1 protein-coding gene is annotated in these 420 nt (G+C 69.5%); it reads right to left on the bottom strand.

What is annotated here, in order from left to right:
• The coding region (locus P409_RS40205; protein ID WP_193366548.1) for a hypothetical protein at window positions 1–232 on the bottom strand (232 nt) is incomplete at its 3' end.
• Between the last annotated feature and the right edge of the window lie 188 nt (window positions 233–420).

Below are 420 nucleotides of genomic sequence, written 5' to 3'. Positions count from 1 at the left end.
CGTCGTCGTCGTCGTCGTCGTCGTCGTCGTCGTCGTCGTCGTCGTCGTCGTCGTCGTCGTCGTCGTCGTCGTCGTCGTCGTCGTCGTCGTCGTCGTCGTCGTCGTCGTCGTCGTCGTCGTCGTCGTCGTCGTCGTCGTCGTCGTCGTCGTCGTCGTCGTCGTCGTCGTCGTCGTCGTCGTCGTCGTCGCGCGCGCGCGCGGCGTCTGCGCGCGTCCGCGCGCGAATGCGCATGGGCCCAATATCTCCGACCAATCCTGCCTGAGTTGGCCTGGGCCGGAGCCCGCTGCGACAACCCCCTCCCCCTACCCCCCTCCCGCGAGGGGAGGGGGGACTCATTGGGTTGCGGCTGGGAGAACGGGCCCGCTGACGCCAGGCATTGACGGAGGCCGCCATGACTGACGCCCGTGTCGCCATGATCT

Origin of the sequence: Inquilinus limosus MP06 (genome assembly GCF_000767795.1) — a bacterium.
In the GTDB taxonomy this organism is placed as follows: Bacteria; Pseudomonadota; Alphaproteobacteria; order DSM-16000; family Inquilinaceae; genus Inquilinus; species Inquilinus limosus_E.
The sequence above is the reverse complement of the archived record's forward strand: the minus strand, read 5'-3'. Positions and strand labels throughout refer to the sequence as shown.